The 26,192-nt window shown below is 68.9% G+C and carries 22 protein-coding genes; 10 read left to right on the top strand and 12 right to left on the bottom strand.

All coding sequences use genetic code 11. From position 1 onward, the window contains the following. Positions 1 to 42 precede the first annotated feature (42 nt). From E0H92_RS18835 to E0H92_RS18855, 5 genes are all read right to left on the bottom strand, one after another. Positions 43 to 3,528: a PKD domain-containing protein gene (locus E0H92_RS18835; protein ID WP_131497093.1), complete on the bottom strand. Its 3,486-nt coding sequence runs from the start codon at positions 3,526 to 3,528 to the stop codon at positions 43 to 45. Between the two features lie 447 nt (positions 3,529 to 3,975). Then, positions 3,976 to 4,251, bottom strand: a complete 276-nt coding sequence (locus E0H92_RS18840) for a YggT family protein (protein WP_131497094.1) — start codon at positions 4,249 to 4,251, stop codon at positions 3,976 to 3,978. 135 nt (positions 4,252 to 4,386) lie between these two features. Continuing rightward, positions 4,387 to 6,081 carry a S8 family peptidase gene (locus E0H92_RS18845; protein WP_131462360.1) on the bottom strand — a complete coding sequence of 565 codons (1,695 nt, stop codon included), beginning with the start codon at positions 6,079 to 6,081 and terminating at the stop codon, positions 4,387 to 4,389. Positions 6,082 to 6,192: 111 nt separating this feature from the next. Then, on the bottom strand, positions 6,193 to 7,260 hold the full coding sequence (locus E0H92_RS18850; protein ID WP_131462359.1) for a hypothetical protein: 1,068 nt from the start codon (positions 7,258 to 7,260) through the stop codon (positions 6,193 to 6,195). Then, positions 7,257 to 7,925, bottom strand: coding sequence for an RNA polymerase sigma factor (locus tag E0H92_RS18855; RefSeq protein ID WP_238152725.1), 669 nt, complete (start codon positions 7,923 to 7,925; stop codon positions 7,257 to 7,259). Before E0H92_RS18855 ends, E0H92_RS18850 begins: the two co-directional genes overlap by 4 nt. Before the next feature lie 85 nt (positions 7,926 to 8,010). Here E0H92_RS18855 and E0H92_RS18860 point away from each other — a divergent pair, with 85 nt between their 5' ends. Then, a complete protein-coding gene (locus E0H92_RS18860) occupies positions 8,011 to 8,547 on the top strand; it encodes a mycothiol transferase (protein WP_131497095.1) in 537 nt (178 codons plus the stop codon). Positions 8,548 to 8,602: 55 nt separating this feature from the next. Next, positions 8,603 to 9,547, top strand: coding sequence for a phosphotransferase enzyme family protein (locus E0H92_RS18865; protein ID WP_238173527.1), 945 nt, complete (start codon positions 8,603 to 8,605; stop codon positions 9,545 to 9,547). On the opposite strand, the gene E0H92_RS18870 is transcribed toward E0H92_RS18865, so the two are convergent. Continuing rightward, positions 9,531 to 10,643, bottom strand: a complete 1,113-nt coding sequence (locus E0H92_RS18870; RefSeq protein WP_131497097.1) for an FAD-dependent oxidoreductase — start codon at positions 10,641 to 10,643, stop codon at positions 9,531 to 9,533. The genes E0H92_RS18865 and E0H92_RS18870 overlap by 17 nt on opposite strands. 91 nt (positions 10,644 to 10,734) lie before the next feature. Between E0H92_RS18870 and E0H92_RS18875 the strand changes: the two genes are divergently transcribed. Continuing rightward, positions 10,735 to 11,337, top strand: coding sequence for a TetR/AcrR family transcriptional regulator (locus tag E0H92_RS18875; RefSeq protein ID WP_202873682.1), 603 nt, complete (start codon positions 10,735 to 10,737; stop codon positions 11,335 to 11,337). On the opposite strand, the gene dnaG is transcribed toward E0H92_RS18875, so the two are convergent. Further along, the gene (gene dnaG / locus E0H92_RS18880; protein ID WP_131497099.1) at positions 11,334 to 13,247 is read right to left on the bottom strand and encodes a DNA primase; all 1,914 of its coding nucleotides are present in this window, start codon (positions 13,245 to 13,247) and stop codon (positions 11,334 to 11,336) included. The two genes, E0H92_RS18875 and dnaG, sit on opposite strands and share 4 nt — an antisense overlap. A 40-nt stretch (positions 13,248 to 13,287) precedes the next feature. Here dnaG and E0H92_RS18885 point away from each other — a divergent pair, with 40 nt between their 5' ends. Then, entirely contained in the window at positions 13,288 to 14,130 is an 843-nt protein-coding gene (locus E0H92_RS18885) for a TolB family protein (protein WP_131462354.1), read from the top strand. Here E0H92_RS18885 and E0H92_RS18890 read toward each other — a convergent pair. Beyond that, positions 14,127 to 15,368 carry an NAD(P)/FAD-dependent oxidoreductase gene (locus tag E0H92_RS18890; RefSeq protein ID WP_131497100.1) on the bottom strand — a complete coding sequence of 414 codons (1,242 nt, stop codon included), beginning with the start codon at positions 15,366 to 15,368 and terminating at the stop codon, positions 14,127 to 14,129. The two genes, E0H92_RS18885 and E0H92_RS18890, sit on opposite strands and share 4 nt — an antisense overlap. Before the next feature lie 99 nt (positions 15,369 to 15,467). On the opposite strand from E0H92_RS18890, the gene E0H92_RS18895 reads away from it, so the two are divergent. Further along, entirely contained in the window at positions 15,468 to 17,327 is a 1,860-nt protein-coding gene (locus E0H92_RS18895; RefSeq protein WP_131497101.1) for a sialidase family protein, read from the top strand. Here E0H92_RS18895 and E0H92_RS18900 read toward each other — a convergent pair. Continuing rightward, the gene (locus E0H92_RS18900; RefSeq protein ID WP_131462351.1) at positions 17,289 to 18,518 is read right to left on the bottom strand and encodes a deoxyguanosinetriphosphate triphosphohydrolase; all 1,230 of its coding nucleotides are present in this window, start codon (positions 18,516 to 18,518) and stop codon (positions 17,289 to 17,291) included. The two genes, E0H92_RS18895 and E0H92_RS18900, sit on opposite strands and share 39 nt — an antisense overlap. 114 nt (positions 18,519 to 18,632) lie before the next feature. Here E0H92_RS18900 and E0H92_RS18905 point away from each other — a divergent pair, with 114 nt between their 5' ends. Then, the gene (locus E0H92_RS18905) at positions 18,633 to 19,358 is read left to right on the top strand and encodes a DUF899 family protein (protein WP_131462350.1); all 726 of its coding nucleotides are present in this window, start codon (positions 18,633 to 18,635) and stop codon (positions 19,356 to 19,358) included. Here the strand turns inward: E0H92_RS18905 and E0H92_RS18910 are convergent. Further along, on the bottom strand, positions 19,342 to 19,950 hold the full coding sequence (locus tag E0H92_RS18910) for a dihydrofolate reductase family protein (RefSeq protein ID WP_131497102.1): 609 nt from the start codon (positions 19,948 to 19,950) through the stop codon (positions 19,342 to 19,344). The genes E0H92_RS18905 and E0H92_RS18910 overlap by 17 nt on opposite strands. Before the next feature lie 72 nt (positions 19,951 to 20,022). On the opposite strand from E0H92_RS18910, the gene E0H92_RS18915 reads away from it, so the two are divergent. Both E0H92_RS18915 and E0H92_RS18920 read left to right on the top strand, forming a co-directional pair. Then, a complete protein-coding gene (locus tag E0H92_RS18915) occupies positions 20,023 to 20,565 on the top strand; it encodes a winged helix-turn-helix domain-containing protein (RefSeq protein WP_131462348.1) in 543 nt (180 codons plus the stop codon). Continuing rightward, positions 20,562 to 21,815 carry an MFS transporter gene (locus E0H92_RS18920; RefSeq protein ID WP_131497103.1) on the top strand — a complete coding sequence of 418 codons (1,254 nt, stop codon included), beginning with the start codon at positions 20,562 to 20,564 and terminating at the stop codon, positions 21,813 to 21,815. Before E0H92_RS18915 ends, E0H92_RS18920 begins: the two co-directional genes overlap by 4 nt. On the opposite strand, the gene E0H92_RS18925 is transcribed toward E0H92_RS18920, so the two are convergent. Continuing rightward, positions 21,755 to 22,381 (bottom strand): TetR/AcrR family transcriptional regulator, encoded by a 627-nt coding sequence (locus E0H92_RS18925; protein ID WP_238152723.1) that lies wholly within the window; start codon positions 22,379 to 22,381, stop codon positions 21,755 to 21,757. The two genes, E0H92_RS18920 and E0H92_RS18925, sit on opposite strands and share 61 nt — an antisense overlap. Before the next feature lie 88 nt (positions 22,382 to 22,469). Here E0H92_RS18925 and E0H92_RS18930 point away from each other — a divergent pair, with 88 nt between their 5' ends. Further along, on the top strand, positions 22,470 to 23,315 hold the full coding sequence (locus E0H92_RS18930) for an alpha/beta hydrolase (protein WP_131497105.1): 846 nt from the start codon (positions 22,470 to 22,472) through the stop codon (positions 23,313 to 23,315). Here the strand turns inward: E0H92_RS18930 and E0H92_RS18935 are convergent. Beyond that, positions 23,280 to 24,806 (bottom strand): helix-turn-helix domain-containing protein, encoded by a 1,527-nt coding sequence (locus E0H92_RS18935; protein ID WP_131462344.1) that lies wholly within the window; start codon positions 24,804 to 24,806, stop codon positions 23,280 to 23,282. The genes E0H92_RS18930 and E0H92_RS18935 overlap by 36 nt on opposite strands. A 163-nt stretch (positions 24,807 to 24,969) precedes the next feature. Between E0H92_RS18935 and E0H92_RS18940 the strand changes: the two genes are divergently transcribed. Beyond that, positions 24,970 to 26,190: a type II toxin-antitoxin system Phd/YefM family antitoxin gene (locus E0H92_RS18940; RefSeq protein ID WP_131497106.1), complete on the top strand. Its 1,221-nt coding sequence runs from the start codon at positions 24,970 to 24,972 to the stop codon at positions 26,188 to 26,190. Positions 26,191 to 26,192 lie beyond the last annotated feature (2 nt).

The raw sequence follows: 26,192 nt of genomic DNA on the forward strand, positions 1-26,192 counted from the left end.
ATGTTTCCGACGTCGGCATCGAGACGGATCTCTGGTGGTGCGTCAGCTGGGCTGGGTGCCTGTCACTATGACCTCGGCCAGGCTGATCACGCCGGCGCTGGTGGCCGGGGACTGCACCTTGACGTAGCGGGCCACGGCGTTGGTCGGCAGACTGGTGAGCGCCCCCGGCGTCGGCCCGAGGTTCAGCTTGGTCACCGTGGAGTCGGCCATCAGCTGGGTGTAGGTCCGGCCCGACATGCTGGCGGTGGAGAGGAAGACCACCGCGTTGTTCAGCTTGTCGGTCGCGGCGTCGGTCCGGTTGTACACCGTGACGTTGCTGACGCGGGAATTGGTCAGCAGGTCGACCTGCCACCACGGCTGCGAGCTGGACGCCGTCCGGCTCACCGACCCGGCGGCGAAGACGCCGTTGGTATTCCCGTCCACGGCCCGGGCGGCGGTGCCGACGTCGGTCGACGACTGCGTGGCCGGCCGGTTGGTGGACAGGTTCACGGCGCCGGTGGTGCCACCGACCTGCAGCTCGGCCAGGTTCAGCACGGTGATGATGCTCGACAGCTGCAACCGCACGTACCGGCCGGTGGCGTTGCCTGCGTTCAGGGTCAGGCTGTTGGTGGAGGACGAGAATGCCGAGAACGACATCTTCTTCACCGAGGCGTCGGCCTGCAGCGAGGACATCGACCGGCCGGTCATGTCGGTCGAGGAGATGAACACCGTGCCGGCGCCCATCCGGTTCGAGTCGGTCCGGCTCCACACCGTGACCGTGGAGACGGCCGCCGCGGAACCGAGGTCGACCTGCCACCACGGCTGGGTGGAGAGGTTGGTCTGGGTCACTGAGCCGCTCGCGAACACGCCGTTGGTGTTGCCGTCCACCGCCCGGGCCGCCACCGCGGAACCGCTGGTGCTCGACTGGGTGGCGGTCTTGCCCCGGGCCAGGTTCGGAGCGGTGGTGGTCACCGTGGTGGTCGCCGCCGCGCTGTTGGCCGTGCCGTCCCGCACCACCAGGCTGAAGGTCAGCGTGGCCGGTGTGGCCGGGGCGGTGAAGGTCGGCTTCGCCGCCGTCGTACTGGACAGCGTCACCGCCGGTCCGCCGGTCTGGGTCCACGTGTAGGTGAGCGGGTCGTTGTCGGGGTCGTGGCTGCCGGAGCCGTCCAGCGTCACCGTGGTACCCGTGTTGACCGTCTGCGCCGTACCGGCGTTCGCCACCGGCACCCGGTTGACCGGGGTGGTGGTCACCGTGGTGGTCGCCGCCGCGCTGTTGGCCGTGCCGTCGCGCACCACCAGGCTGAAGGTCAGCGTGGCCGCTGTGGCCGGGGCGGTGAAGGTCGGCTTCGCCGCCGTCGTACTGGACAGCGTCACCGCCGGTCCACCGGTCTGGGTCCACGCGTAGGTGAGGGCGTCGCCGTCAGCGTCGGTGCCGGACCCGTTCAGGGTCACGGTCGTACCGGCCACGGCTGACTGCGGCGCACCGGCGTTCGCCACCGGGATGTGGTTGTTCGACTCCGAGAGCGGCCGCGGGGTGCAGTTGCTGATCGAAACCGTGAAGGGCTGGACGTCGTTGTCCGTCTCGATCATGGCGCCGTCCTCGGAGCCACTGAGCGAGATGGTGTGCGTCTGGCCGGCGTTCACGCGGATCTCCCGCCACTCGTCCGTACCGCGCTCCCACTCGACGATCAGGATCCGGCCGGTGACCACGCGGACGGTGCACCCGTCGGCCCAGGCACCCATGTACGGGTAGAGCGGAACGCCCGACTCCGAGTAGACGTTGCGCGCGTTGTCGCCGGAGCGGCCATTGCCCTGGTAGGCCGTGCCGACCGGCCAGGTGATCACGCCGCCGTACCAGTCGCCGGGGTTCTCGCCGGTGCCGGCGTAGCGCCAGCGGGCGTTGACCCAGGAGACCGGGTCGCAGGTGGTGGGGTCGATACAGTCGGGCGGCGTCGGCGGGACCTCCGGGCCGGGCACGAAGGCGTACTCGAACGGCGAACCGCCCTGCACGCTGACGATGCTGCTGGCGCTCAGAGTGGTCGGCACGGTGTAGCTCTGGCCAGCCGACAGGTTGGCCAGCGACGCGTGCGAGTCCCCGACCGGGCCCGAGAACACGGTGGCGCTGCCCGAGGTGACGGTGATCTTCCAGTTCGCCACCTGCGGGGCCGTCGCGTAGACGTCGTGCGAGGCGGTGTAACCGTAGCGGGCCCGGGTGGGCTCGGTCTCGGCTGGCCAGACGGCGGCGTACCCGCTGTCCGTCGGACCCCACGGGCACGGGCTGCTGGTGCAGGTCCAGGTCACCAAGGCCGCCTCGCCGTCGCCGGTCGGCGACGGCGTGACCGGCTCACCCGGAGTGAGCGTGTACTCGAACGCGGAGCTGCCTTGCACACTGACGATGCTGCTGCCGCTCAGGGTGCTCGACACGGTGTAGCTCTCGCCGGCCGACAGCGCGGCCAGCGACGAGTGCGAGTCTCCGACCGGGCCCGCGAACACGGCGGCGCTACCGGAGGTGACGGTGATCTTCCAGCCGGCCACCTTCGCCGCGGGGGCGTACACGTCGTGAGAGACGGTATAGCCGTAGCGGGCCCGGGTGGGCTCGGCCGCCGCGGGCCAGACCGCCGCATCGCTGGTGTAGCTCGCACCCGATGGGCAGGGCGTGCTGGTGCAGTTCCAGGTGGCCAGCACCGAGCCGTAGCCGGAGGCCGGCGGCGTGGTCGGATCGCCCGGAGTGAAGGTGACCCGGAACGCGCTGTCGCTCTGCACGCTGACGATGCTGCTGTTGCTCAGCGTGCTGGGCACCGTGTAGCTCTCGCCGGCCGACAGCGCGGCAAGCGCCGAGTGCGAGTCGTTGGCCGGGCCCGCGTAAACCGTGGCGCTGCCAGAGACGACGGTGATCTTCCAGCCGGCCACCTTGGGCGCCGGGGCGTAGACGTCGGCGGAGACGGTGTAGCCGTAGCGAGCCCGGACCGGCTCTGCCGCGGTCGGCCAGACGCCCGCGTTGCTGGTGTAGCTCTGGCCCGACGGGCAAGGGCTGCTGGTGCAGTTCCAGGTGGCCAGCACCGAGCCGTCACCGGAGGCCGGCGGCGGGTCGGTCGGGGCACCCGGGGTGATTGTGTATTCGAACGACCCGCCGTCCTGCACGCTGACGATGCTGCTGCTGCTCAGCGTGCTGGGCACGGTGTAGCTGTCGCCGGCCTGCAGGCTGGCCAGCGACGAGTGCGAGTCGTCAGCCGGGCCCGCGTAAACCGCGGCGCTGCCGGACGTGACGGTGATCTTCCAGCCCGCCACCTTGGGCGCCGGGGCGTACACGTCATGGGAGACGGTGTAGCCGTAGCGGGCCCGGACCGGCTCGGCCGCGGCCGGCCAGACTGCCGCGTTGCTGGTGTCCGACGGGCCCCACGGACACGGACTGCTGGTACAGGACCACGTCGCCACGACGGAGGACGCCGGATCACCCTCGGCTGCCTGCGCGGGCCGGGCGATGAAGCCCACCACCATCACGACCGCAGTCGTGAGAACGAACAATGCGGTCGCAAGACGTTTCTGCATGCCGGCCCCCCGGATTGTGACTCTCCCCTTCGGCGAACCGTAGCGTAAGTCGCTCTCTGTCAGCGGAAAAAGAGGCGAAAAATGCAGCCGCGCACCATTTCGTTATGGACTTCATCACGCTACGGAAAAACCCAATTACTCATTGATAAAATCCCATTGCTCATTGATGAGAAATGGGAGGATCGCGCGACTGCACGGCTCGCGGCGGATGCAGAGCGTAGTGGGCATGAGAGGGGCGGCCGGCTAGCTAGGTTCGGGTGATGAGGGGTACGACTGGGCGGTAGGCCAGGCGGAGACAGGAGGGCGCGTCGAGTGCAGGACTCCGAACGCTGGGAGCCTGAAGTTGGCGCGAGTGGCAGGTTGCGTCCTTGTCGAACAGGCGAGCCTCGACGAAGGAGATGCCGTCAGGCAGCGTCTCCCCGACGCCCTGTCTCCGGGTCGGCTTGGCTACAGGCTGAAGGCTATGGAGCGGAGGATGAGGGCGGCGAGGAAGACTGCGGTGAAGGCTAGGTCTAGTGCTAGGCCGCCTATGCGAACTGGGGGTAGGACTCGGCGGACTCGGCTGATGACTGGTTCGGTCCAGGCGTGGGTCAGGGTGCGGGCTCGGGTTGCCCATTGGGGGCCGTTGGCTACGACGCCTGTCCAGTCCAGGATCATCCGGGCGATCAGCACCAGGATGTACAACGTCAGGATGTACCCGACCAGGGCTCCGATGAGGCTCATGAGCAACTCCTCCGCGATCACCGTTATGACCGTCTTTCAAGTATCAACGGTGCTGACCGCGGAGGAATGTCCGCACCGCCATGTTCTTAGCGGATTGTCAGGCTGGGGTGCCCCGAGGGGCACCCCAACGATGGGTTAGTGGCGGGTTACGGCGGCGTAGGCGTCGACGATGCCGTGGCCGTAGAAGCCGTTGAAGTTTCGGGTGCCCTCGCAGAGGGCGTTGAACTCTTCGGGGCGGCCCTCGTTGATGTAGGTCTGGAGCGGCGGGGTCGGGCAGGCGCGCGGTTGCGCTGTGTTCATGAGGATTCGGCCGACCTTGTCCGGGTCCATCCCGAAGTCGCCGTGGCTCTTCTTACCGAACTGGCTGACGATCAGCGCAGCCACGCCGGTCGCATGTGGTGATGCCATCGAGGTGCCTTGGAGTACGAAGTAGTACCCGCACTTGGTGAAGTCGGTGACACCGGCCGGGCACTGCTTCTGCGCGCCGGCCGTGACGCCGGCGGGCGTGATGTTGCCGGCCGCGTCGACGAGGCCGCCGGCCTGCAGCGTGTTCAGCGGGTACGTCGACAGGATCAGGTTCTCGTTCGTCCGGAACATCGGCGTCCCGAAGTAGTCGCGGAACCAGCCGCCGGGTGCGGAGACCTCGATCTGCTCGAGGCCGTAGTTGGAGTAGTCGGCCTTCGTCGTCGACGGACCGAGCGCCGACACACCGATCACGTGCGGGCCCTCGACCGGCAGATCGACGCAGGTCGCGTTGTCGATCGGCCGCGGGTACGCCGTGTTCAGCGGGAAGTCCGGGCTGCTGAGGTCGGTGCGCGGCTTGCCGAGGTCCTCGTGGTTGTTACCGAGCGAGCCGACGAGCGTGACACCGCGGTTGTGCGCGTAGTTCAGCGCCCGGTTCATCGCGCGGATGATGGTGCGCTGCTCGGCCTGTGCCTCGGGGCTGTCGGCCGGGTTGGCGGTGCAGTTGTACAGCCACGGGTCGACGTAGAACGACATGTTGACGACATCGAGTCCGACGTCACCGGCGTACGTCAATGCGTCCGTGACCGGGCCGAGGAACAGGAAGCCGCTGTCCTGGCCGCCGCGAATCTCCACCAGCGTCACGTTCGGCGCGACGCCGGAGACACCGACACCGTTGGCAGCGGCACCGATCGTGCCGGCCACGTGGGTGCCGTGACCGCTGTCGTCCCAGCCGACCGGGTCGACACAGCCGCGGAACTCGCAGGCACCGTCGATCTCCGGGATGTCCGGCGCGAAGTTGCGCGACAGCTTCCAGTCGAAGTTCGGCGCGATGTCCGGGTTGCGAGCATCGATCCCCGAGTCGAGTACGCCGACCTTGACCGACTTCTTGCCCGGCTGGACGGTCCGCGCCAGATCGGAGCGAACCATCTTCAGGCCCCACAGTTGCGCGTCGAGCGGGTCCATCCCGACCGTCTTCTTGCCCGCGGCGGCTGCCTTGCCGGTCCCGCCGTTCTCGGTCTCGACGGTGCGCGGCTTCTGCTGCGGCACGGTGCCGATCGGGCGGCTGCGGGCCGCGCCCTCGACCGCGCTGGACGCAGACACGCGACTGACGAAGCCCGACGCGGCGGCGCGCACGGTCAGGGTGCCCAGGTGCGCGTTCTCCTTGACCACTTCACCGCCGGCGGCCTTCACCGCCGCGATGGCCTGGTTGCGGTCCGCGCCCGTCTCGAGCAGGACCAGATACTCGGTGTCTCCCCCGGCAACGCTCGTAGCACCGGCACCGGCTGTGATCGGTGCGGCGAGCGTGGCGGCGATCAGAGCGGTAGCCCCGGTCACCGCCATCAGACTTCTCCGGACGTCCGTCATTGGTGGATCCCCTCCCCTGGAGAATGTTGTGACGGGGCTCACGGTAGGTCGGAGCGCCGCGACCGAGAAGAGGGCCGACGTTGTCAGATCCGGACGGGACTACTTGCTCGGCTACTTGGTAGGCGGCGGCGTCGACGTGATGCGGGTCGTGGCGATCGCGGAGTACAGGATGTCGCCGCGTTGCAGCGACAGCTCCGGGTCGCCGTTGATGTCCCCGGGGCCGTCCTTCACCACGACGGTACGGCGGCCGAGGAACTGGCCGCCGGTCTCGGCGATCAGGAGGTCCTCGCGGTACTCGCCGGCGTCACGGCCGATCACGCGAGCCCGGCGGCCGTCGACGGTAACGACCTCGTCGAGAAGCTTGATCCCGGGGAGCTTCCGCGCGGCCTGATACAGGGCGGCCCGCAGATCGGCCGGTACGAGACCGGAGCTCAGAACGGCTCCGATCCGCCGCCAGGCCACGGAGTCGGGGTACGGGATCTGAGGGTTCTTGCGGAGCGCGGCGAGCAGCAGGTCCGGGTCCCGCGGTTGGGCGGCGAGGAACGCATCCGTCGCGTTCTCCCAGCTCGGCTCGCAGGACGTGGTACCAACCGTCCATCGCCGGGTACCGACGGTCGGGCAGGAGTTGAGCGAGACACTCGGCTTCATCGGGTGAAAGAGGTACGGCGCCGTCGTCTTCGCGAGTGCGCGTGCTTCGGGACTCGCGAACTCGACACGGGTCATGAAACTCGAGCTGGTGACGTACGGCGGTTTGCGGTTGGACGCGATCCACGTGGTCCGTTCGCCGTACTGCGTGGCGCGCAGACTCGGGTTGGAACCGAGTGGCGTCAACCGGGTGGTGCGGTAGCTGATCTCCAGGTACTGCCCCGGTGGGATCGGGTCGTCCGGATCCGCACTGCTCGCGGTCGCGGCGTCGGCGAGGAACGTGCTGGCGTTGGCGACGGTCCCTGTGGGCGTCGCGCCGTCCCGAGTCACCACGTCCGCGACGAGGAAGCCACCCGCCAGGACGAGCGCCAGTGCTCCGGCCAGAAGAACCCGCGGGCGTCCAACGAGCGAGCGCGCCTGTCGGCGCGCGGCGGGCGGTGGCGTGAGGAGTTGCCGGCGGGCGGCGTTGAGAGCCTCGGGCGTGGGCGCCGGAGTGGCTGCGCGGAAGTCTTTGAGCAGGTCGAGGTCGGTCATGGTTGCTCCTCGAAGTCAGGGCCGAGGGTGGCGCGGACGGATTTGCGGGCGCGGTGCAGGCGGGAGCGGACCGTTCCGATCGGGATGTCCAGGGCGGCGGCGATTTCGGCGTACCCGAGGTCTTCCCAGGCGTAGAGGAGCAAGACGTCACGTTCCGGTTGGCGGAGGCGGGCCAGTGCGCGGGCGAGGGTTCGTTGGGCGGCCTCGGCGTCCACGCGGGAGGCAACCTCGCCGGCCAGTGGATCGTCGTGGGTGTGGCGTCCGGCGGGTTCGGAGCGTGCGTAGGCGCGGTACTGGCGTAGCTCGGAGCGGCGTCGTCGGTGGATCAGGTTGGTCGCGATCCCGTACAACCACGGCAACGCACCATCGGGTGCATCACCAGGATCAGCGGGCGTGTAGTGGTGGCGGCGTTCGTAGGCGATGAGGAAGGTTTGGCTGAGGAGGTCGTCGGCGTCGGCGGTGCCGAGGCGGCGGGCGGCGTAGCGGTGGATCTTCGCCGCGTGCCGGTCGAACAGCAGGGCGAACTCCTCCCGGCTCGCTGCGCTGATCAGCTCGGCGTCGGTCGGCGGCTCCGGTCCGCCGGGCGGATCCACGGAGGCGGCAGGCTGCGTACCGGTGTGCATACCTGCTATTGCCCGCACGGCCGCCTTCGGTTCCCGCCCCATCGCCGGAGTCTGGCACGGGCTGTGGTCCGTCGGGTACGGCATGCTGGGCCTGCCTCACACGATCGCCGTCGACGAAGGGGTGGCCATGGACTGGAAAGATCTGCCGATCGAGCATTGCCCGCGGGGCACCGAGGTGGAGACGCTGCAGTTCGCGTTGGACCGGGTACGGCGGCAGTTCGCGTGGAAGACCGGTGGGCTCACCGCCGAGCAACTTCGGCAGACGCATCCACCGTCGACGATGACGCTCGCGGGACTGATCAAGCACATGTCTTTCGTCGAGGACGGCTTCACCGGACGGGCCGCCAACAAGCCTCTCGCTCCGCCGTGGGACACCCGCAGCTGGGTCGAGAACGACCGGTGGACTTGGGAATCCGCGGTCACCGACGACCCGGACGAGCTCTACGCGCTCTGGTACGCCGCTGCCGCGCGCTCCCGCGCCGCGTGGCAGCAACTGAGTGCGGACGGCGGCCTGGACGTCCTGGTCGAGGACCCCGACCCGGCCTGGACATCGAACCGCCGGCGGTTCGCGATCGACCTGCTCGAGGAGTACCTCAAACACACAGGCCATGCGGATGTCCTGCGCGAGGCGGTCGACGGTTTGAGGGGAAACGATCCTGACTGACATCGCGGACGCCCTGCGCGATGCGTACGGCGTCCACGCCGCCGAACTGCACCACATCCTCGCCGGCACCAACACCGTCAACTACCGCGTCGTCGACGAGAACGGCCGGCGGTGGTTCGCCAAGATCTACCGCGGCGACCTCGAGCGCGAGCGCGCGGCGATCGAACTGACGGAGTTCGCCCGCGACGGTGAGGTCCCGGTGCCGGCCGTACGGCGCACTCTCGACCGTGACGTGCTGTGTGCGCGGGTGCCGATGTCGTTGTGGGAATTCGTCGACGGCGAGACGGCTGAGGGCGGACTCGCCGGTGCCCGCTGGCAGGCGGTCGGCACCGTGCTGGGCAGGCTGCATCGACGGTTGGCCGAACATCCGGCGGCGCCGCCGACGAGGCAACCGGCCGTCGGCGTGCGCGATGTCAGCAAGGCGCCGCGATCCTTCGACCGGATCATCGACGGGTACGCCAGTCACACACGGCTCCGCCCGTTCGAGCAGTGGGCCTGGGAGGCCGCCAAGGAGCGCCGGGGACTGCTCGATCGGGCCAGCGCGATCCTGGCGGAACTGCCGGTCCTGACGGTGCAGATCGTTCATGGTGATCTCGCCTCTCCGAATCTGATGCTGCGCGGCGACGAGGTCGCCGCCGTGATCGACTTCCAACCACCGAGCCCGCGCTTCATCGCGTGGGAGATCGCCCGGATCGGCTGCGACCCGCGCACCGTGATGCTCGGCGACGACTGGATCGACGGGCTCGCCGACCTACTGCTCGCGTATCGCGGCGAGCATCCCGCGGCGCATGTCGACGACCTCGTGTCCTCGGTCGCCACGGGGTGCGCCTACACGCTCGCGTCGACGTACCCGCTGGCCGAACCGCTCGATGATCCCTCCGCCGTCACCCCGTCGCTCGAGCTCTACGCCCGGGCTCGTCACGAGACCGCGCTGGTCATGCTCGAGCGGCTGCCCGACGTACAGGACCGGTTGCGGGAGCGGCTCAGATCGCGACCTTGAACATGCGCTCGGCGTTGTGCAGGGACTCGGTCACGATCGGCTGGGAGTTGGCGATCACGTCCTGCTGGTACGTCACGAGGTCCTGGTCCGAGGTCAGTGCGCGGGTCAGTCGTGCGGCGTCCCACAACGCCGTGTTGGCGCCGGCGCCCGCGGCCGGGGTCATCGGGTGCACGGCGTCACCGAGCAAGGTCACGCGCAAGGAGGACCAGGACGGAACCGTGATGCAGGTCCGCAGCGTGATCGGGAACGACGCGCCGGGCTCCCCCGCATCGACGAGCTCGCGGACCGTCGGATGCCAGTCGGCCACGGATCGCTCCACGATCGCCCACAGCTCAGCCGGGCTCATCGCGAACAGCTCGTCGTCCGACGCGCCGAGCACCGCGTTCGTCCCGGTCAGCACCGCCATCAAATAGTCACCGTACTCCGCGGGCGGCTCCCGGAACATCACCGGCGCGAACGCCGCGCCGAGACCGGCGCCGTCGCTGGCGAAGCAGAACCCGCGCAGGAAGGCTTCGGGCGCCGTCTCGCGAACGGCCGGTGTGAGCGGCACCTTCCCATAGATGCAGCGCACCCCGATGTCCAGCACGTCGAGCTCCGGCACCAACTGGGCACGCACGCGCGAACCGACACCGTCCGCGCCGACCAGCACGTCGGCGACCGCGGAAGTCCCGTCCGCGAAGGCGATCTCGACTCCGTCGGGCGTCTCGACGTACGACGCGAACTGCTTGCCGAACTGCAGCACGTCGTCGAGCCCGGTCATCAACGCGCGGCGGAACGCATACCGATCCACCGAGGTCACCGCGTCCGGACCGGCGATCGGGAACACCTGCTCGAACTGCTGGTTCAGCTGGGCGTCGAAGCCCGCCACCAGGTCACCCGGCTGCGTCGCCGTGGCGATCACCCGGCGCCGCACCGCGTCCGGAAGCATCGCGGCCAGCGCCTCCTCCCCGACCGAGCTGATGTGGATCCGGTAGCCCTGCTTGCGGTACTGCGGGGAGGGATCGCGCTCGAACACCGTGACGTCCACGCCCGCCTCGAGCAACCCCTGCGCCAATACCAGCCCACCGATCCCGGCACCCATGATCGCGACCTTCATCTCCGACTCCAATCATCCGCTCGGCAAACTTTGTCATCCATCTGGTTGATTAAGTTAGCACGCCGGATGGAAGTCCGCTAGGATGATTTTCGTGCGGCGATCACCGGATCCTGAGCAGCGGCAACGTGACCCCGAGCGCAGCAAGCAGCAGTTGCTGGACGCGGCGGTGGTCGAGTTCGGCGCGCACGGATTCAGCGGGGCGCGGGTCAGCGAGATCGCCGCCCGGGCAGGCGTCAACAAGCAACTGATCTCGTACTACTTCGGCGGCAAGGAGGGGCTGTACCGTGCGGTCGCCGACCGCTGGCGGGCCGGCGAGCCGGAGCTCACCGCGGACGCGGAATCCTTGGGCGACGTCGTCGGGGCCTACGCGGGCGCCGCGATGGCACAGCCGGACATGCTCCGGATGCTCGTCCGCCAGGCGGTTGAGCGGATCCCCGACAACCAGGACGAGGAGGGCCAGCGCGCGCGGTTCAGGGAGATGGTCGAGGACATCACGCGCCGGCAGGCCCTCGGTGAGCTCGCCGTCGACCTCGATCCGAGGCATGCCGCGCTCGCGCTGTTCGGCCTCGCCTCCGCGCCGGTGGTGTTCCCGCAGATCGCCCGCGCCCTGGGGCTCGACCCCGACAGCGAGGAGTTCGCCACCGAGTACACGGACCAAACGGCGAAGCTGGTCTCACATCTGAAAGAGAGCTAGATCGCGCCGGAGATGGCGCGGTTGCGGAGTTCGGCCTTGTAGGCCTCGAGCGCGATGAGTTCGCCGAACATCCGGTTGTACTCGTCCGCGCGCTCGATCGGGTTCGTCCGCTGCAGCTTCGACTTCAGGTCCTGGATGCGGCGCGCGCAGGTCAGCTCCTGCAGTCGCGCCAGCAACGCGAGCGCATACGGCTCGTCGGGCTCCCGCCCCAGCCGCAGCGGATCCACGGCCAGCGCACCGACGACCGCGGCCGCCGGGTCGTTCCCGATGGCATCGCGAACGGCGACCACCCAGGCTTCACCGGGTGGCGCGGCGGACGGCCCGCCGATCTTCGCCATCGCGGCCCGGATCGCGCCCAGCCACGGATGCGTGAAGTCGTGGTCGTCGAGCTCGTCGAACGCGACCCCGACCAGCGCCGGATGCTGCATCGCGACCTTCAGCACGTCCCACTCGATCACGAACCGCTGGTCCCGCGGCGACGGGATCTCGGTACGCCGGACCACCGGCTGCGACGCATCGCCCGAAGCCACAGCCGCCTGCGCTTGGACCTGCACCTTCCCCGATGTCGAGGTCTGCCGCGACGCCGCCTTGTAGACCTCGGACCGGACCTGGTCCTCGTCCATCCCGAGATGCCCGGCGAGCTCGCGCGTGAACGCGTCCACCTTCGACCGGTCGCGGATGCTGATCACCAGCCGCGCCGCGTCCCGCAGCGCGTCGATCCGGGTGTCGGCGCGGTCCAGGTCGTACTTCGACAGCACGTTCCCGAGCACGAACCGGTACAGCGGTACGCGTCGCCCGATCAGCTCCCGGACCGCGGCATCGCCCTTCTGCAGCCGCAGGTCGCACGGATCCAGCCCGTCCGGCTCGACCGCGACGTACGTCTGCGCGGCGAACGCCTGGTCACCTTCGAAGGCCTTGACCGCCGCGCGCTGGCCGGCGGCATCGCCGTCGAACGTGAAGATCACCTCGCCGCGGAACTGGTCGTGGTCGAGCAGCAGCTGCCGCAGCACCCGCGCGTGATCGTCGCCGAACGACGTACCGCAGGTGGCGACCGCGGTCTGCACGCCCGCGAGATGACAGGCCATCACGTCGGTGTAGCCCTCGACGACGACGGCCTGCCGGCCCTTCGCGATCTCCCGGCGGGCGAGATCCACGCCGTACAGGACCTTGGACTTCTTGTAGATCGGCGTCTCGGGGGTGTTCAGGTACTTCGCTTCGATCCGGTCGTCGTCGAACAGCCGGCGCGCTCCGAACCCGATGACGTCCGACGACGCGTCCCGGATCGGCCACATCAGCCGGCCGCGGAACCGGTCGTACAGCCCGCGCTGCCCGTCGGCGGCCAGGCCTGACGCGACCAGCTCGGCGTTCGTGAAACCACGACCGCGGAGATGCGCCACCAGAGCCTCGCCGCCCCGCGGCGAGAATCCGACGCCGAACCGGACCGCGGCGTCCTTGTCGAAGCCGCGCTTGTCCAGGAACTGCCGCCCGATCGACGCCTCGGCCGCCCCGAACAGGTTGTCGACGTAGAACTCGGCCGCGACCTTGTGCGCCTCCACGAGCCGCGGCCGCTGGTTGCCCGGACCGCGCTGCACCGGCGCGCCGGAGTCCTCGTACCGCAGCTGGATGCCGACTTTCGAGGCCAGCGTCTCGACGGCCTCGGAGAAGGTGATCTGGTCGACCTTCTGGACGAAATCGATGACGTCGCCGCCCTCTTGGCAGCCGAAGCAGTAGAAGAATCCGCGGGACGGGGTGACGTTGAAGGACGGCGACTTCTCGTCGTGGAACGGGCAGAGGCCCTTCAGGTTGCCCCCGCCGGCGTTCTTCAAGGTCACGTACGAGCCGACGACGTCGTCGATCCGGGCGCGCTCGCGCACCAGCGCGATGTCCTCTTCCTTGATCCGGCCTGCCACCCCGCGAGTCTAGCCGGGCGGATCACGTAGGTTGACGGGTATGCCACGTACCCTTCGCCCAGGTCAGCGGTCCGAGCTGTACGTCGTCGACGTCGCGACCGGCACGCACCGCCTGGTGTTCAGCTCGGACGACGTCCTGTTCGAGGCGCCGAACTGGCTCCCCGACGGCACTCTGGTTGTCAACGGCAACGGACTGCTGTTCCGGGTGGCTGACGAACTCGAGGAGATCGAGCTCGGCGGCGTACCACCGATCAACAACGATCACGTGGTGAGTCCGGACGGGCGAACCGTCTACGTATCGGCGAACGACGGGCACATCTACGCCGTACCGATCGACGGCGGACCCGGCTGCCGGGTGACGAACGATCGCGGCGAAGGGTTCCACCACTACCTGCACGGGGTGTCGCCGGACGGTACGACGCTCGCGTACATCGGGCTGGAGTGGGTCGGCGAGCAGCGGATCACCAACGTGTGGACGATCCCGGCCGCGGGCGGCGCCGACGTCCGGGTGACCGACGACGAGTTCGCCGACGACGGGTCGGAGTACGGACCGGACGGCGAGTGGATCTACTTCAACTCGGAGCGCGCCGGGCAGGCCCAGCTGTTCCGGATCCGGGACGGTCACGTCGAGCAGCTGACCGACGACGAGCGGGTGAACTGGTTCCCGCACCCGGCGCCGGACGGGTCGGCGATCGCGTACGTCAGCTTCCCGCCCGGCACCGAGGGACATCCGGCCGACATCGACGACGTCCGCCTGCGGCTGCTCCTGAAGGACGGCGAGATCCGCGAACTGACGAGCCTGTTCGGCGGCCAGGGCACGATGAACGTACCGAGCTGGTCGCCGGACAGCGCGTCCTTCGCGTACGTGACCTACCCGCTCTAGACCTCCGCGAGGTCCACCGAGGTGTCGGCCAGGCGGGCCGGGTCGACCTCCTTGCCGGAGCGGATGAGGCTCTGGACCGCGTCGATCGCGCCCCAGGTGTTGACGTGCATACCGGCCAGGACCTTGTGGTCGTCGGACAGCCAGAACGCCACGTAGGCGCCGGATTTCGGGTCGCCGCGCAGGACGACCTGGTACGACGTTCCGCGCGGGATGTCCCCGGCGTACTCCATGCCGAGGTCGAACTGGTCGGTGAAGAAGAACGGGATCGCGTCGTGCGCCACGTCCTGCCCGAGCATCGCCTTCGCGGCGGACTTGCCGGTGTCCTTCGCGTTCTGCCAGTGCTCGACCCGGACGAACCGCCCGAACAGCGGGTGGTCCCAGCGGACCACGTCACCGGCGGCGTAGACGTCCGCGACCGAGCTCTGCAGGTCCGCGCCGGCGACGATGCCGGAGCCGTTCTCGCGCGTCGCGACCTCGATACCGGCCGCCTCGGCCAGCTCGGTGTTCGGCTGGACGCCGACCCCGACCACCACCAGGTCCGCCGGAATCACCTCACCGCCCTGCACGCGAACCCCGGTGACCTTGTCTGTCCCCTCGAAACCCTCAACACCGGTCCCGAACCGGAACTGCACCCCGTGCTGCCGGTGGAACTCGGCGAACAGGTCACCGACCTCTTCGCCGAGTACTCCGGCCAGCGCGGTGGACTGCGGCTCGACGACCGTCACCTCGCACCCGCGCTCACGCGCAGCCGACGCCGCCTCGAGCCCGATCCACCCGGCGCCCACCACGACGACCCGCGGCTTCGCGGCGTACGCGTCGGTCAGCGCCTGTGACTCCTCGGCCGTCCGCAGGTAGTGCACACCCGGCAGATCCGCCCCCGGTACGTCGAGCTTGCGGACGCGGCTGCCCGTCGCGATCAGGAGCTTCGAGTAGGACACCTGGGAGCCGTCGTCGAGCGTGACCGTGTGCGCGGCCGGATCGATCGCGGTGACCGTCGCGCCGAGGCGCAGGTCGATGCTGTTGTCGTCGTACCACTGCTGGTCGTGGAGTTGCGCCGACTCGGTCTGTTCCTTGCCGAGCAGGACGCCCTTCGACAACGGTGGTCGCTCGTAGGGCAGCGACTGTTCACTGCCGATCAGGACGATGCCACCGCTCCAGCCGTCCTCCCGGAGGGCCTCGGCCGCGGTCGCTCCCGCGAGACTCGCACCGACGATCACGATCTGCTCTGCATCAGCCATGACCGAAACGATAGTCCTCCACGACCCCTTGTCGCCGACGACGCGGATGACTACCTTGTCGCAGGACATCATACGTCCTATGACCTCCCTGGGAGAGCCATGCGCGTTCTCACACCAGGCCGCCTCGCGGCCGCCGCTCTACTGGTGTTCACAAGCCTCACAGCGCCGCCGGCCAGCGCCGGCACAGCGCCGTTCGTCGACGACAGCGTGCTGTTCCAGCAGAAGACCGAGGGCTACTCGTGCTTCCGGATCCCGGCCGTCGTGCACGCGACGAACGGCGAGGTGCTCGCGTTCGCCGAGGGCCGGGTCGCGGACTGCGGTGACGACGGCGATATCGATATCGTGCTGAAGCGGTCCACCGACGGCGGCAAGACCTGGGGCCCGCTCCAGGTGGTCTCGGAGGGCAACGGCAGCACGCACGGCAATCCGGTGCCGATTGTTGACAATCAGACTGGCCGGATTGTCCTCGTCACCACGCACAACGATCCGGAGCCGTGCACGAACGGCTGCGATCGCGACCCGTACGTCCAGACCAGCGACGACTTCGGCACCACCTGGACCGCGCCGCGCGAACTGACCGACGCCAAGCTGCCCAGCTGGAACTTCTGGTACGCGACCGGCCCGATGCACGGCATCCAGCTCGAACACGGGCCGCACGCCGGCCGGCTGATCGTCGGCGCCAGCTTCGAGACGTACGACGGGGTCGGGCCGCATGTCTACGGCACCCACCTGCTGTACTCCGACGACGCCGGCCAGACCTGGCACATCGGGGCGACCACCTCTCGTGACGACGGGAAGGTGATCGCGCAAGAAGTCACCGTGGTCGAGCGCAACAACGGGCAGATCTACGCCCTGGCCCGGGAACGCGGCACCGATCCCGGGAACCGCGCGTACGCGGTCAGCAGCGACGGCGGGGCGAGTTTCGACGCGCCGTTCCGGACGATTCCGAAGCTGGCGATGCCCGACGTACAAGGGTCGCTGCTGCGGTACGACAAGCACCGGATCCTGTTCTCGGCGCCGGCGCATCCGGCCGCGCGTGAGGTGATGACCGTGCGGTCGTCGTACGACGAGGCGCGATCGTTCGGCACGTGGCAGCAGGGGAAGGTGTTCTACTGGGGCCCGTCGGCGTACTCCGACATGGTCCGGCTGGATGGCGACGAGACCGGGTTGCTGTACGAGGCCGGCGTCGCGAACCCGTACGAGTCGATCCGCTGGGCGCGATTCAACGAGGCGTACCTGTCGACGCCGAACGGGACGCCGCCGGGCATCCCCGGACCGCCCGCACCCGGGCCGTTGACGCCCGACACCGGGCCGGCGCGCAATCCGGCGTACGTGCGGGGTGGGGCAACTGTTGCCGCGGGCAAGTTCGGGAACGGGCTCGCGCTGGACGGCGTGGACGATTACGTCGAGGTGCCGTTCGACCGGTCGATCGATCTGGGCGCGGACGACTTCACGATGATGGCGTGGATCAAGTACGGCGCGACGACCGGGACGCACGCGATCCTGTGGGCGTACCGGACCGGTTCCGGCAGTACGCCGCAGGTGTGGTTGCGGGCGGAGCCGGAGAGCAAGCGGATCCGTGCGTTGCTGTCGGTCGACCGTTTCAACGTGACGGTCCAGTCGGCGTCGGCGTACAACGACGACCAGTGGCATCACGTCGTACTGCAGCGGGCCGGCGGGAAGTTGCGGCTGCTGGTCGACGGTGTCGAGGCAGGTTCGACGACGGCACCGGCCGGATCGGTGACGGCGGGCAAGGAGTTCGGTGTGCAGGGCATCCACGTCGGCCAGCGCGTCGACGGCGTCAACCGTTTCCGCGGCTCCCTCGACGAGGTCCGCGTCTACCGCCGGGCACTGACCGACGCGGAACTCCAGCAGATCCGCGACACCAACAAACCCATCATCAACAAGCTGGGCCTGGACCTACCGTTCGAGAAGGTGCGCGTGCCAGGCCAGAGCTGAGGGGTCGGTGAGGGAGGCCACCTGGTCGACGACGACGCGGAGGCGGGCGTCGTCGTCGGGGGCCTCCGCGAAGTCGGCCTTGAACGGGACGTCGAGGTGTTGTGGAGCGGACTTCCACAGCGCCTCGACGAGCTCGGTGAGGAGCTCGCGCTGGGTGGCGCGGCGGGCCTGACGTTCCGGTGAGTTGAGGACGTGGAACATGCCGACGCCCTTCAGCAACCCGATCTCGGTGCGAATGCCGTCCGGGACGACCAGGTCGGCCTCGTACCGGATCAGGCGGGACCGGCCGAACACCGCGTGCGTGGCCTGTTCGGCGGCGGTCGCGAACCGCCCGATGAGCTGACTGGTGACGTCCTTGAGCGCACCCAGCGCCTGCCTGCTGTCGTCGAACTCGGCGCGCGGCCAGTAATTCAGCGCCTTCAGCCGCGCCCAGCCCTCGTCCAGCTCGGCATCGGTTGCCTCCGGCAAGTACATCTGCCGGACCGTCTCCCAGTACGGCGCCGGCTCGGCATCGACCGCGGCGAGATCGATGTGGTGCGCGACGATCCCGTCCTCGACGTCGTGCACCGAGTACGCCACGTCGTCGGCGAAGTCCATCACCTGCGCCTCCAGGCAGCGCCGCTCCCCCACGCCCTGGCGCAACCACGAGAACACCGCGAGGTCGTCGTCGTACACCCCGAACTTGCGCTCGCCGGGCCGCCGCGGCCACGGGTACTTCGTCGCGGCGTCGAGGGTCGCCCGACTCAGGTTGAGACCGACGCTGCGTCCTTCGGCGTCGAACGTCTTCGACTCCAGCCGGGTCAGCAGCCGCAGGGTCTGCGCGTTCCCTTCGAAACCGCCGATCTCCGCGGCGACCTGGTCCAGCGCGCGCTCGCCATTGTGACCGAACGGCGGATGCCCGAGATCGTGCGAAAGGCAGGCCGCGTCCACGATGTCCGGATCGCAGCCGAGCGTCGCCGCCAGCTCGCGACCGATCTGCGCGACCTCGAGGCTGTGCGTCAACCGGTTCCGCACGAAGTCGTCGCTGCCCGCCGTCACGACCTGCGTCTTCGCCGCCAGCCGTCGCAACGCCGCACTGTGCAGCACGCGCGCGCGATCACGAGCGAACGCGGTCCGCCCCGGCCGCTTGACCGGCTCGGCGACCCACCGCTCGGCGTCGTGCTCGTCGTACCACTCATGCTGCTTCCTCATCACTGCTCACAGTAGCGGCGAGCACCGACATTTCCGTGAACACGTGTCAAGGAGCTCGCGTCGGCTCCGACGTACCTGGGTACTACGGAATCGACGGAGAGGACGTGTTCGACCATGCCGCACGGAACCCTGCCCGAGGTCACCGACCGCACCACCTTCGAGGCTCGTCTGGACGAGCTCCGCGCCCGCGAGAAGGCGCACACCCGCGCGGGTGACGCACTCGCCGCGGACCGCCGGCGCCTCCCGATGGTCGAGGTCGACGGGAACCTGGAGCTGACCGGACCCGACGGGCCGCTGACCCTGCTCGACGCTTTCGAAGGACGTCAGCAGCTCCTCGCGTACTACTTCATGTGGCATCCCGGGCACCCCGCGGCCGACCAGTGCCAGGGCTGCACCTGGTGCGCCGGCCATGTCGGCGAACTGTCGTACCTGCATTCCCGCGACATCACGTTCGCGGTGTTCTGCCAAGGGCCGTTCGAGGAGAGCGCTCGCTACCGCGACTTCATGGGCTGGACCATGCCGTGGTACTCCGCTCTGCCGTCGCTCGACGAGCTCCTCGTCGGACGGACGACCGGCATGATGCACCTGGTGTCCTACGTCCGCGACGGCGATCGCGTGTTCGAGACCTGGTGGACGACCCGGCGTGGCGTCGAGGTGATGGACAACAGCTATTCGCTGATGGACCTGACCGTCTACGGGCGTCAGGAGGAGCACGAGGATTCCCCGGCCGGCTGGCCGCAGGACTGGGAGTGCGGCGGGCTGACAGTGGACGGACGGCCGATCTCCCAGTGGTCCCGGCTCGAGGCGAGCCGCAACGACGACCTCAGCGGGCGGACGTGACGCAGTAACGCATCCAGATCACGCCGTCCTTGAACACCTCGGTGCCGGCGTGCCGCAGGTCGAGGCGTCCGGTGTCGTACCAGCGGTCGCCGCCGATCAGCACCGGGTGCACGAGAAGCGCGAGCTCGTCGATCAGGCCGAGCGCCAAGCAGGACCGGAGCAGTACGCCGGACGTGTCGACGCGCACGGTCTGCACACCGTGATGCCCCAGGACGTCGAGGACCTCGACGAGATCGATCTGGTCGTACCCGGAGATCAGCTCACGGGTCGTCGCGTCGGGCGGGCGCTCCGGCGTCTGATCGGCGTACAGCGCGAGGACGCCTGACCAGTACCCCAGCTCCCGCAATGAGTCCCAGCTGCGGACCTGGGCTCGCTCGTCCACCACCGCGAGCAGCGGACCCTCGGCCCGCGGACCGCGCCGGGGAGCCGCGAGTACGGCGTTCTCCTGGGCGAGGATCGTGCCCGCGTCGATCAGCGTCACGTCCTCCTGCCACAGCGACGCCAGCGCATAGAACCGCGCGAGGTCGACGTCGAATCCCGACGCCACCCCGTCCAGCGAGACCGCCAGCTGAGCCACCACATGAGGCCGCATGTCCCCAACCTAGGAAAAGCCACCGACAGAATCTTGTTGCAGAGACTTCTCTGCAGAGATTACTCTGCATTCATGCGACGGATCGATGCCCGGAGTCTGCGCGGACTCGCCCACCCGCTCCGGATGCGCATCCTGGAGGCGATCGAGCTCGACGGGCCCGCGACGTCGAGCACGCTGGCGACGCGACTCGGCGAGAACACCGGCACGATCAGCTGGCACCTGCGGCTGCTCGCCGAGCACGGGTACCTCGAGGAGGACCCCGGCCGCGGCACGAAGCGCGAGCGCTGGTGGCGGCTCCCCCATGGGCAGACCGTCCTCGACCCGGCCGAGTTCCTCGACGACCCGGAGACGCGGCGGGCGCTCGACGTCTACCTGCGCGATCTCGTGGAGCGATACTACGACCGCGTCCGGGCGTACGTCGACGAGGACTGGCCGGCCGATTGGCAGCACGCGGCCGGTCTCTCGGACTGGCGCAACCTGCGACTGACCCCGGACCAGTTGCACAAGCTCAACGAGGAGATCGGGGCCGTCGTCGACCGCTACACCGGCAGCGAACCGGTCGAGGGATCCGAGCGCGTGATCGTCCAGCTGCAGTCGTTCCCGCGGCGCTCATGAGTCTGCTGCGCACGCATCGCGACTTCCGCCTGTTCTGGATCGGCGAGACGATCAACCGGTTCGGCAGCGCGACCTCGTCGGTGGCACTCCCGCTGGTCGCGATTTCGATGCTCGACGCAACGACCTTCGAGGTCGGCCTGCTGACCGCCGCCGCCTGGGCGCCGTGGCTCCTGATCGGCCTGCCCACCGGCGCCTGGATCGATCGCATCCGCCGACGTCCGCCCATGCTCGCGTCCTCGGCCGTCTCCGGTCTCCTGCTCGCCGTGGTCCCACTGGCCGGCGACCTGCTGACGATCGAGTTCCTCCTGCTCATCGCCGGCCTGGTCGGAGCCGCTTCGGTCGTCTTCCAAACGGCGTACACCGCCTATCTCCCAACGCTTCTGGATCCGTCCGATCACGCCGAGGGCAACGCGAAACTCCACGGCAGCGCCTCGGCCGCACAGATCGCAGGGCTCGGATGCGGCGGTCTCCTCGTCCAATTCGCCGGCGCAGCGAACGCACTGTTCGTCGACGCGGCCAGCTTCCTGGTCGCCCTCAGTTGTCTCGCCGCGATCCGCTTCCGGGAACGCCGTACGGACACACCTCGGCGGGCCGGGGCGATCCGGGAAGGCATCAACCTCGTCGCGCACGACGTCTGGCTGCGTACGTTGACGATCTTCGGCGCGGTCTCGAACCTCGCCCTGATGGGCTACCAGGCGATCGTCGTCGTGTTCCTGGTCCGCGAAGCCGGGCTCACAGCGGGCACGGTCGGCACCCTGATCGCGGCGGCATCCAGCGGCGGTGTTCTCGGCGCACTCGTCGGCCGCAGGTTCATGCGTTTCGGTACGGCGCGTGCGCTGCTGCTGTGCGAACTGGGTCTGCCGACACTGGCGTTGCTGATCCCGCTGGGCGGCGCGAGCCCGTGGTTCTATCTGGTCGGAGCATTCGGCGTCAGCCTCGGCGTCGTCGGCGGAAATGTCGTGAAGGCGACGTTCCTGCAGTCCTACTGCCCACCTGACCTGTTCGGCCGGCTGACCGCGACGAACGCCTTCGTCAACTACGGCACCATCCCGCTCGGCGCGCTCCTCGGCGGAACACTCGGCCAAACCCTCGGCCTCACCCCGGCCCTCTGGATCACGACAGCCGGCGTACCGCTGGCCGGTCTCGTCCTACTCGCGTCACCGATCCGTAGCCACCGCGACCTGCCGACTCACCAAGGCACCGGCGTACCCGGAACGACCGCCGACTCCAACCGGATCCGTACCGCCTGACGCGCGCGCTCGTAGCCCGTGTCGTCGTTGTGCAGGATCGACGCGAGGTTCGCGGCCTCGTAGTACGCGTTCAGGTCGAACGCGAGCTGCACCGGATCGGCCGTCAGCTCGCCGCGCTCGACAGCCTCGTTGACCGCGGTCTCGATCAGGTCCATCCACTCGTGATGCACGGACGCGAGGTACTCGTGCACGGCGCCGTCGCGTGCCGAGAACTCGTGCGAGACCTTCTGGAAGAAGCAGCCGCCCGGGAACACCCGGCTCGCCGAGTAGTCCAGCCAGTGCCGGCTCAGCGCCCACACCCGCCCGAGACCGGGCTCAACCTCGTACGCCGGAATCACCACGTTGTCGGCGTAGATCCGGCGCGCGGCCCGGACCGTCGCCAGCTGCAGCTCCTCCTTGGAACCGAAGTGCGCGAACAGCCCGCTCTTGCTGATCCCGAGCTCGGTCGCGAGCCGCCCGATCGACAGCCCCTCGAGTCCGTCGACCGACGCGATGTCGACCGCACGGCGCAGGACGGCGCGGCGGGTCTGGTCACCCCGCGCCAACCGTCCGTCGACCTTCTCCACGATCCCGATCCTAGGGGTTCTCCGTTGACTGCTACGCTGATCGAAACTAATAATACGACCGTTCGTATAGTTTGCCGGAGGGAATGTCATGCAGAAGCTGGTCAGTGCCGGATTGCAGACAATCGGAACGTTGTCACCGCGCCTCGGCGGACGGCTCGCCTTCAACCTGTGGCGACGTCCACTCGCCCGCGGCCGCGTCCGCCCGAATGAGCAGGCCGTCCACGACGCCGCCCGGGTGGAGATTGTCAACAATGTGAAGACCTACAGCTGGGGTGACGGCAATCGCCCGGTGTTGCTGGTGCACGGCTGGCGCTCGCGCGCGTCGCGGTACGCCGCATTCGTCACCCGACTGCTCGAGCTCGGCTACAGCCCGGTGTCGTACGACGCCCCGGCCCACGGCGACTCCGACGGCGAGGTCGTGTCGATCCTCGGCCACCAGCGGATCATCCGCGCGCTGGAGGAACGCCACGGCCCGTTCGAGGGCGTGATCGCACATTCGCTCGGCGTACCGTTCGCGCTGTACGCCGTCCGCGAGGGCGTGGCGGCGAAGCGCCTGGTGATGATCAGCGGTGTCGCGGACTTCGGCTACCTGACCGACACGTTCTGCGCCCAGCTCGGACTGGGACCGAAGATCAACCAGGAGCTACGGCGCCGGATCGAGCGCGGGTACTTCGACGGCGACGACCAGATCTGGACGCGCTTCTCGGTGACCACCGGAAAGCTCGAGCTCCTGGTGATCCACAACGACGAGGACGAGATCGTGGATCCGGCGCAGGCCCAGGTCCTGCTGCGGAACTACGGCGAGCGGGCACACTTCCTGCCGACGACCGGCCTCGGCCACCGCAAGATCCTCTCGGACCCCGCGGTGATCGCCGAGGCGGTCGCCTTCCTGCAGGACTCAGATGTCCCGGAAGGTCTCGATCTGAGCGCCTAGCGAGTTCAGGCGGGTCGCCAGGTCCTCGTAGCCGCGGTTGATCACGTAGACGCTGCGCAGTACCGACGTACCCTTCGCGGCCATCATCGCGATCAGCGTGACGACGGCCGGGCGGAGCGCCGGCGGGCACATGATCTCGGCGCCGGAGAAGTGCGTCGGCCCTTCGACCATCACCCGGTGCGGGTCGAGCAGCTTGACCCGGCCGCCGAGCTTGTTCAGGTCGGTCAGGTAGATCGCGCGGTTCTCGTAGACCCAGTCGTGGATCAGCGTCTGCCCGGCGGCGGTCGCCGCGATCACCGCGAAGAACGGCAGGTTGTCGATGTTCAGGCCCGGGAACGGCATCGGGTGGATCTTGTCGATCGGCGCGTGCAGCTTCGACGGCCGGGTGGTGAGGTCGACGAGCCGGGTCCGGCCGTTCTCGGCGAGGTACTCCGTACTGCGGTCGTAGTCGAGCCCCATCTCCTCCAGGAGTGCGAGCTCGATCTCCAGGAACTCCACCGGCGCGCGCCGGATGGTGATCTCGGACTTCGTGACGATCGCCGCGGTGAGCAGGCTCATCGCCTCGATCGGGTCCTCGGACGGCGCGTAGTCGACGTCCACGTCGATGTCGGCGCGGCCGTGCACGGTCAGCGTGGTGGTACCGATGCCGTCGATCTTCACGCCGAGCAGATCGAGGTAGAAGCACAGATCCTGGACCATGTAGTTCGGACTGGCATTGCGGATCACCGTCACGCCGTCGTACCGGGCCGCGGCCATGATCGCGTTCTCGGTCACGGTGTCGCCGCGCTCGGTCAGCACGATCGGCTTGCCCGGGGCGATCGCGCGGTTCACCAGGGCGTGGTACTGCCCGCCGGTCGCCTTCACCTCGAGCCCGAACGGGCGCAGCGCGGTCAGGTGCGGCTCGACGGTGCGGGTGCCGAGGTCGCAGCCACCGGCGTACGGCAGCTCGAAGGCGTCCTCGCGGTGCAGCAGCGGGCCGAGGAACATGATGATGGAGCGGGTCCGACGGGCCGCCTCGGCGTCCATCGCGCTCAGGTCGAGGTGCGTCGGCGGGATGATCTCCAGGTCGCCGGCGTCGTTCAGCCAAGTGGTCTTGACGCCGATCGAGTTCAGCACCTCGAGCAGCCGGTTGACCTCCTCGATGCGGGCGACCTTGCGCAGCGTCGTCCGGCCCTTGTTCAGCAGCGAGGCGCAGAGCAGCGCGACGCCGGCGTTCTTGCTCGACTTGACGTCGATGGCGCCGGACAACCGCCGGCCGCCGGCCACACGGAGGTGGACCGGACCGCCACCGAGAGAGACAATTTCGGAGTCGAGCGCCTCGCCGATCCGGGCGAGCATCTCGAGGGTGAGGTTCTGATGACCCTTCTCGATCCTGTTCACCGCACTCTGGCTGGTGTTCAGTACTTCCGCGAGCTGCGTCTGCGTCCAGCCGCGATGCTTGCGGGCGTCCCGGATGAGGTTTCCGATCCGGCTCAGGTAGTCATCGGTCATGCGCCGGACCTTATCTCACATGTGAGATACCGCTGCACCGACCCGCCGGTGCCAGCGTAGCGAATGTCACTGCCAGGGTCCCGAAGGACCCACATGACCTGGTGAAACGCCGGCCGCCTACAGTTACCCCCAACTCCCGCCGCCACCCGGAGAGGATCAGCAGATGCCCGAGGACAGCTCCGCCGCGGTGGTCAACGAGTTCGAGGCGGAGTCCTGGCCGCTCGAGGCGGCCGCGGACAGTCTGCACCAGGTCATCGAGGGCTTCCACAACGGGGACACCCGGCCGCTGGTGATCGGCGACGGCGACCAGCCGGTGCTCGTGGTGCTGGCGATCGCCGACCTGGCCGACTTCCGGGCGCGGATCGCGGACCTGCTCGGCAACCCGGTCGACGCCGGCTGGCTGCGGTACTACCTGCGCTCGAACTTCGACATGAGCTCCGAGCGCCTGGTCGAGCTGCTCGGGGTGGACACGGACCACGGGCTGTCCTCGCTGGCCAGCCAGGTGAACGTCGAGCAGGCCGCGACGCTGATGCCCGACCACGTACGCCGTACCGAGGCCGGCGGGAACCCGCTGATGCTGATCGGCGACGGGACGATGGCGACCGCCGCGCTGCTGTCCTTCCAGGCGTTCCAGGTGCTGCTCGCGATGGAAGGCGACGGCAAGGGCGAGGACGACTCCTGCGCGCACGACGACGAGGAGAAGCCGACCACGCCGCTCGAGGTGCTCGCCGAGCGGATCGGTCCGGTGTCGACGCAGCTGGTCGCGCAGATCAACGCCGGCCGCGAGCCGGGCCTCCCGCGGTACGAGCTGCACTTCGAGGACGACCTGGTCGAGCACCTGCGTGACCTGGAGGCCCGTGCCCAGAAGGCGCCGGGCGGCGGGGCGTACGACGAACTGAACGGGCTGCTGCACCAGTTCGACCAGATGCGCAGCGGACTGGTCGAGGCGGAGGCCGAGGAGGAGCCGGACGAGGCGCCGTACCTCGAGGCGTCCGATCTCAAGGCGGCGTTGCCGGACATCCGGGACGCGTTCCGCGAGGGCGCCGACGACCCATACCTGGTCGGCCTCGACGGGCGGCCGATCGCGGGACTGATCTCGTTCGACCTGTACGAGGAGCTACAGAAGGTCTCGGTCGAGCTGGACGGGACGGACGAGGCGCCGGTCCTCCCGCTGCCCGAGCCGCGCTGGGAGAACGGTCCGCGGCTGTTGCCGTTCGAGGTCGCGCTCGAGATGTGCGAGGCGGTCATCGAGGACCTCACCAACGGCGAGGCGTCGATGCTGTTCATCGCCGACGAGGACGAGGAGCCCGAGCTGGTCCTCGCTCCCCTGGTCTGGCTCTGGGCGTACGTCGACCACCTGAACATGGAAGGCGCCGACGCCTGACC

Origin of the sequence: Kribbella speibonae (genome assembly GCF_004331375.1) — a bacterium.
Taxonomy (GTDB): domain Bacteria; phylum Actinomycetota; class Actinomycetes; order Propionibacteriales; family Kribbellaceae; genus Kribbella; species Kribbella sindirgiensis.

Bases quoted from the DNA above. Each gene is read 5' to 3' on its own strand.
- E0H92_RS18835 (WP_131497093.1), bottom strand. From the start codon at position 3,528: ATGCAGAAACGTCTTGCGACCGCATTGTTCGTTCTCACGACTGCGGTC.
- E0H92_RS18840 (WP_131497094.1), bottom strand. From the start codon at position 4,251: ATGAGCCTCATCGGAGCCCTGGTCGGGTACATCCTGACGTTGTACATC.
- E0H92_RS18845 (WP_131462360.1), bottom strand. From the start codon at position 6,081: ATGACGGACGTCCGGAGAAGTCTGATGGCGGTGACCGGGGCTACCGCT.
- E0H92_RS18850 (WP_131462359.1), bottom strand. From the start codon at position 7,260: ATGACCGACCTCGACCTGCTCAAAGACTTCCGCGCAGCCACTCCGGCG.
- E0H92_RS18855 (WP_238152725.1), bottom strand. From the start codon at position 7,925: ATGGGGCGGGAACCGAAGGCGGCCGTGCGGGCAATAGCAGGTATGCAC.
- E0H92_RS18860 (WP_131497095.1), top strand. From the start codon at position 8,011: ATGGACTGGAAAGATCTGCCGATCGAGCATTGCCCGCGGGGCACCGAG.
- E0H92_RS18870 (WP_131497097.1), bottom strand. From the start codon at position 10,643: ATGAAGGTCGCGATCATGGGTGCCGGGATCGGTGGGCTGGTATTGGCG.
- E0H92_RS18885 (WP_131462354.1), top strand. From the start codon at position 13,288: ATGCCACGTACCCTTCGCCCAGGTCAGCGGTCCGAGCTGTACGTCGTC.
- E0H92_RS18890 (WP_131497100.1), bottom strand. From the start codon at position 15,368: ATGGCTGATGCAGAGCAGATCGTGATCGTCGGTGCGAGTCTCGCGGGA.
- E0H92_RS18895 (WP_131497101.1), top strand. From the start codon at position 15,468: ATGCGCGTTCTCACACCAGGCCGCCTCGCGGCCGCCGCTCTACTGGTG.
- E0H92_RS18900 (WP_131462351.1), bottom strand. From the start codon at position 18,518: ATGAGGAAGCAGCATGAGTGGTACGACGAGCACGACGCCGAGCGGTGG.
- E0H92_RS18905 (WP_131462350.1), top strand. From the start codon at position 18,633: ATGCCGCACGGAACCCTGCCCGAGGTCACCGACCGCACCACCTTCGAG.
- E0H92_RS18910 (WP_131497102.1), bottom strand. From the start codon at position 19,950: ATGCGGCCTCATGTGGTGGCTCAGCTGGCGGTCTCGCTGGACGGGGTG.
- E0H92_RS18915 (WP_131462348.1), top strand. From the start codon at position 20,023: ATGCGACGGATCGATGCCCGGAGTCTGCGCGGACTCGCCCACCCGCTC.
- E0H92_RS18920 (WP_131497103.1), top strand. From the start codon at position 20,562: ATGAGTCTGCTGCGCACGCATCGCGACTTCCGCCTGTTCTGGATCGGC.
- E0H92_RS18930 (WP_131497105.1), top strand. From the start codon at position 22,470: ATGCAGAAGCTGGTCAGTGCCGGATTGCAGACAATCGGAACGTTGTCA.
- E0H92_RS18935 (WP_131462344.1), bottom strand. From the start codon at position 24,806: ATGACCGATGACTACCTGAGCCGGATCGGAAACCTCATCCGGGACGCC.
- E0H92_RS18940 (WP_131497106.1), top strand. From the start codon at position 24,970: ATGCCCGAGGACAGCTCCGCCGCGGTGGTCAACGAGTTCGAGGCGGAG.